Annotated in this window: 6 protein-coding genes; all 6 read right to left on the bottom strand. The window is 43.4% G+C overall.

What is annotated here, in order from left to right; genetic code table 11:
* Nucleotides 1-124 precede the first annotated feature (124 nt).
* The 6 genes from K6C05_RS01250 to greA all read right to left on the bottom strand — a co-directional run bounded on the left by K6C05_RS01250 (nt 125) and on the right by greA (nt 4,352).
* Nucleotides 125-322 carry a hypothetical protein gene (locus K6C05_RS01250; protein ID WP_296730488.1) on the bottom strand — a complete coding sequence of 66 codons (198 nt, stop codon included), beginning with the start codon at nt 320-322 and terminating at the stop codon, nt 125-127.
* A gap of 84 nt (nt 323-406) precedes the next feature.
* Nucleotides 407-568 carry a hypothetical protein gene (locus K6C05_RS01245; RefSeq protein ID WP_296730487.1) on the bottom strand — a complete coding sequence of 54 codons (162 nt, stop codon included), beginning with the start codon at nt 566-568 and terminating at the stop codon, nt 407-409.
* 229 nt (nt 569-797) lie between these two features.
* On the bottom strand, nt 798-1,262 hold the full coding sequence (locus K6C05_RS01240; protein ID WP_296730486.1) for a pyridoxamine 5'-phosphate oxidase family protein: 465 nt from the start codon (nt 1,260-1,262) through the stop codon (nt 798-800).
* Nucleotides 1,263-1,309: 47 nt separating this feature from the next.
* Entirely contained in the window at nt 1,310-1,879 is a 570-nt protein-coding gene (locus tag K6C05_RS01235; RefSeq protein ID WP_296730484.1) for a manganese efflux pump MntP family protein, read from the bottom strand.
* 61 nt (nt 1,880-1,940) lie between these two features.
* Nucleotides 1,941-3,821, bottom strand: coding sequence for a lysine--tRNA ligase (lysS, locus tag K6C05_RS01230; protein WP_296730489.1), 1,881 nt, complete (start codon nt 3,819-3,821; stop codon nt 1,941-1,943).
* Nucleotides 3,822-3,878: 57 nt separating this feature from the next.
* Nucleotides 3,879-4,352, bottom strand: a complete 474-nt coding sequence (gene greA / locus K6C05_RS01225; RefSeq protein ID WP_296730483.1) for a transcription elongation factor GreA — start codon at nt 4,350-4,352, stop codon at nt 3,879-3,881.
* Between the last annotated feature and the right edge of the window lie 263 nt (nt 4,353-4,615).

Raw genomic sequence — 4,615 nt, 5'->3', positions numbered from 1 at the left:
TCCCCCGTCACCCGTGCTTTTGTTCTTGCCTTCCCCTCTGGGGAAGGTGCCGAACTACGCGAGGCAGATGAGGTCTCCCATACATACATAAATAGCCCTGCCTCTGGCCCCCAAACCCATTGCATCACCCCAAGGCAGGGCAGATCTGCGCGCCGCCGCTGGAGACAATCTGCACGCCGCCGTACATGGTGGTCACGGTGCCACTGGCCGTTCCTCCGGCGCTGGCAGAGACCGTCTGCGTGCCGCCGTCCATGGTTTCCACGGTGTCGATGGCCGTTTCTCCGTCGCTGGCAGTGACCGTCTGCTTGTCGCTGGAAACCATGGTGCCGCCGTTTTCCGTCCAAGAGCTGGTTTCACCATTCGTTACCGTTTGCTCCGCGGCGTAGGCCCGGGCACAGCAGGCCCCCTATATTGCCTCGGCATAATTATGATTCTGGGCTTCCTTATTGACATTCTGCGCTAATTCCACATAGGGCAGAGCAACAGGAGCTATAGAGTTCAGCATATTGACCAGGGACACTGCCACCGCCAGTTTTTTCTCCATGTTTTTCCTTATCGATTTTTTCATAAAACAAACACCTCTAAAGACTGATCAAAACAATATGTTCCTTTTTAAAAATATATAAATAAAACAATTAATTCAATAAAAAATCAAAAAGTGATGAATAATACCAAAAAGTGGTCAATTTATTCATAAAAATTTGGACTAATAATGTAGGAATTTTTAATTATTCATAACACAAAAAAGAGCCGTAAAAAATTACGACTCTTTGCATATAACCAAAAGATATTGTATATCAAGATTCTTCCACCAGCTTGCCGGTTATGTGTTCAGGTACCAAAGCAAGACACTGTACACGGTTTATGGCCTTTGCCAATTCCTGCCTCAGATAATTTTCATCATCTGTAAACTTTTTAACTAAATGGGTGCATATTTCAACAATCTTTTCATCATCAGTAACAAATTCCATCTTACCAAAAACTACCACACTTTTGATATGAAGTATCCACTCTCCCGGATTGCTGTATCCGTTATCCATAATGCAATAGCTTGCCTTGGCATTTCTTCTGATAGAATCAATCTTGTGTCCCTCCCTGGCACCGTGAAAATAAATCTTCCCATCCTCTTCACAATACCAGTGGTCCACAGGAACACCATAGGGATAACCATCATCCCCCAAAAGTGATAATACTCCACGCTTACTGCTCTTTAACAGCTCACGGCACTCCTCATCACTTATCTGTTGTTTAAACCGTCTCATCCTTCTGAACAAGTTAATCACCCTATCAATAAAATAAAATACATTGATCATTTGAACAACGAATGTATACCTATCAATACAAGAATTATTCCTCCCAGCACCTCTGATCCCGATTTAAAACGCATGCCAAAGATATTACCGAGTTTTACTCCGGCGACAGAAATAAAAAAAGTAATCACAGCTATAATAACTATTGCAGCCAGTGTATTGGACAACTTTTCAGCAGCTATGATTTCCACCGGAACAGCCACAAAGGTTATTCCCACTGCCAATGCATCTATACTGGTGGCAACAGCCATGATAAACATGGTCTTAAAGCCAAAGCCTGCTATAGTTCCCTCATCATCCTGGAAAGCTTCCCTGATCATATTCACGCCAATCAGCGCCAGTATGACAAAGGCCACCCACGGTGCTACTACACTTATCAAAGCCTCAAATCCTGATCCTATAAGATAGCCTATCCCGGGCATTATACCCTGAAAGACACCAAACCAAATCCCGCAAATCAGTCCCTCACGAAGGGTTATATTTTCCCCGGCCAGGCCTTTACAGATTGAGACCGCAAAGGCATCCATTGACAAGGCAACAGCCAAAAGGAGTAATTCAATTATTCCCATCAGTAACTTTCTCCTAAAAAGGTAACTCGGAGGAAGATGTCCCCTACCTCCGAGTTAGATATTAATATAATTTTGCTCCTGCCGGAATATTATCAGAAACCATGAGAAGGTTCAGCTTTTCCTCACCTTCGTACTCACATACAGCACTCAGGACCATACCACAGGACTCGATTCCCATCATCGCCCTTGGTGGCAGATTGACAATGGCAATCAATGTCCTGCCAACAAGCTCTTCAGGCTCATAATAGGCGTGAATGCCACTGAGTATAATACGATCATTTCCAGTACCATCATCCAAGGTAAACTTCAGAAGTTTCTTTGATTTCTTCACTGCCTCACAGGCTTTGACCTTAACAGCCCTGAAATCAGATTTGGAGAATGTCTCAAAATCAACACAATCCTCAAACAAAGGTTCAACCTTAACCTTGGAAAAATCTATCTTTTCCTCAGCGGAATTATCTATAATTTTCTTCCCTTCACCGGCCAACGGCTTCATAGTAGGGAATAACAGGACATCACGAATAGATGCACTGTCAGTGAGGAACATTACAAGACGGTCTACTCCAATGCCCAGACCACCTGTTGGTGGAAGACCATATTCCAATGCCGTGATAAAATCACGGTCCATCATATGTGCTTCATCATCACCATCTTCACGGGCTTTTAACTGGTCCAGGAATCTCCCCTCCTGGTCGATTGGATCATTAAGCTCAGTAAATCCATTAGCCAACTCACGACCATATACAAAGCATTCAAATCTGTCAGTGATTCTTGGATCATCCGGATTGCGCTTGGCAAGCGGAGAAATCTCTGTAGGATGACCAGTAATGAATGTAGGCTGAATCAAGGTTTCCTCAACCTTTTCCTCAAAGGCAGCATTCAATATGCCACCTATTCCAAATCGCTGTTCGTAAGGAACTCCTATTTCATCAGCCATGGCACGGGCTTCTTCCACGGTCTTACAGCTCATGAAATCCTTACCGGTGGCTTCCTTGACAGCATCGTTCATACTGATGCGCTTAAAACTGGAATAATCAATGGTGGTACCCTGATAATCAACCTTCAGTCCACCACAAACAGCCATGGCAGCATCACGGACAATTCCCTCAGTAATATCCATCAAATCATTGTAATCAGCATAAGCCTGATAAATCTCAATGGAGGTAAACTCCGGATTATGCCGTACATCCATGCCCTCATTGCGGAATACACGGCCAATTTCATATACGCGCTCCATGCCACCTACAACAAGACGCTTAAGATTAAGCTCAGTGGCAATACGCAGATACATATCTATATCCAAGGTATTATGATGAGTAATAAATGGACGGGCAGCTGCTCCGCCGGCAATAGTCCCCAGCACAGGAGTTTCTACCTCGAGGAAATCACGGGTATCCAGGTAATTACGGATAGATTTTATTATATTGGTACGGGCCACAAAGGTATTCATTACCTCCGGGTTCATAATAAGATCAACATAACGCTGACGATAACGGATTTCCGTATCAGTCAGACCATGGAACTTTTCAGGCAACGGACGAAGTGACTTGGAAAGAAGGTCAAAATCATCCACCCTTATGGTAAGCTCACCGCGACGGGTACGGAAAACATGTCCCCTAACGCCAATAATATCACCAATATCAAGCAGTTTAAACTGCTTATACTTATCTTCTCCCAAAACATCCAGCTTAAAATATATCTGAATGCGGCTGCTCCTGTCCATCAGCACGGAAAAGCTGGCTTTTCCATGGCCACGAATAGCCATAAGGCGACCGGCTACAGTAACCTCTTCCTCACTTTCGGCCTCACCCTCAAGTCCGGAAAACTGTTCAATCACATCTGCAGCATGATGAGAAACCTCATAACGATGACCAAAAGGTGCAACTCCCATATCCATAAAGGCCTTCAGCTTGTCACGGCGCACCTTCATCAGTTCATTCATATCCTCCTGAACAGGAGTATTTACATTGTTATCTGTCAATTTTTCTATCCCCTAAAATCAATGTGTTATCTCAACAATCTCATAATTGATTACGTTCTCACCAACATGAACCTCAACAACATCCCCAACCGACTTGCCTATAATGGCAGAGCCAACAGGTGATTCATTGGAAATCTTGCCTTCGTCAGGATCTGCTTCGGTGGAACCTACCAGCTGATAGGACTCAGTTTCATTAAATTCAAGATCCTTCAATACAATCTTGGAGCCCATCGCTACTACATCAGCATCACCATTGACCTCAATGATTTTGGCATGACGGATGCTTTCCTCCAGCTCAGCAATTTCACCTTCAAGAAAAGCCTGTTCGTTCTTTGCATCATCATACTCGGAGTTCTCGGAAAGGTCACCCAGAGCTATGGCAGCCTTCAGACGATCAGCCACCTCAATTCTTCTGACACTTTTCAAATGATCCAATTTATCCTGCAGTTTTTTTAAGCCTGCCTCGGTAAGAAGTACACTCTTGTTTGCCATTACTAAAACTCCTTTACTCAATAAATATGAGTGCCTAATGGCACTCACAAAATATACTTTAATATTATATGGGATAAACACCATATTGTCAATTAAACCAACAATACAAAGAGGCTGTTAAATGTAGCTTTACAATTGATGTGAGACCCCCTCTATACAAAAAACGGTTTAGTCCTTAGAATTTAATTACCACAAAAAACTCTGAGAAAGGACGTCAACCGTTTTGAATAGTATATCACATTCTAATCGTTATCTTCCACATG

Source organism: Anaerovibrio sp. (genome assembly GCF_024697385.1).
Lineage (GTDB): Bacteria > Bacillota > Negativicutes > Selenomonadales > Selenomonadaceae > Anaerovibrio.
This window is presented reverse-complemented; position numbering and strand designations above follow the sequence as displayed.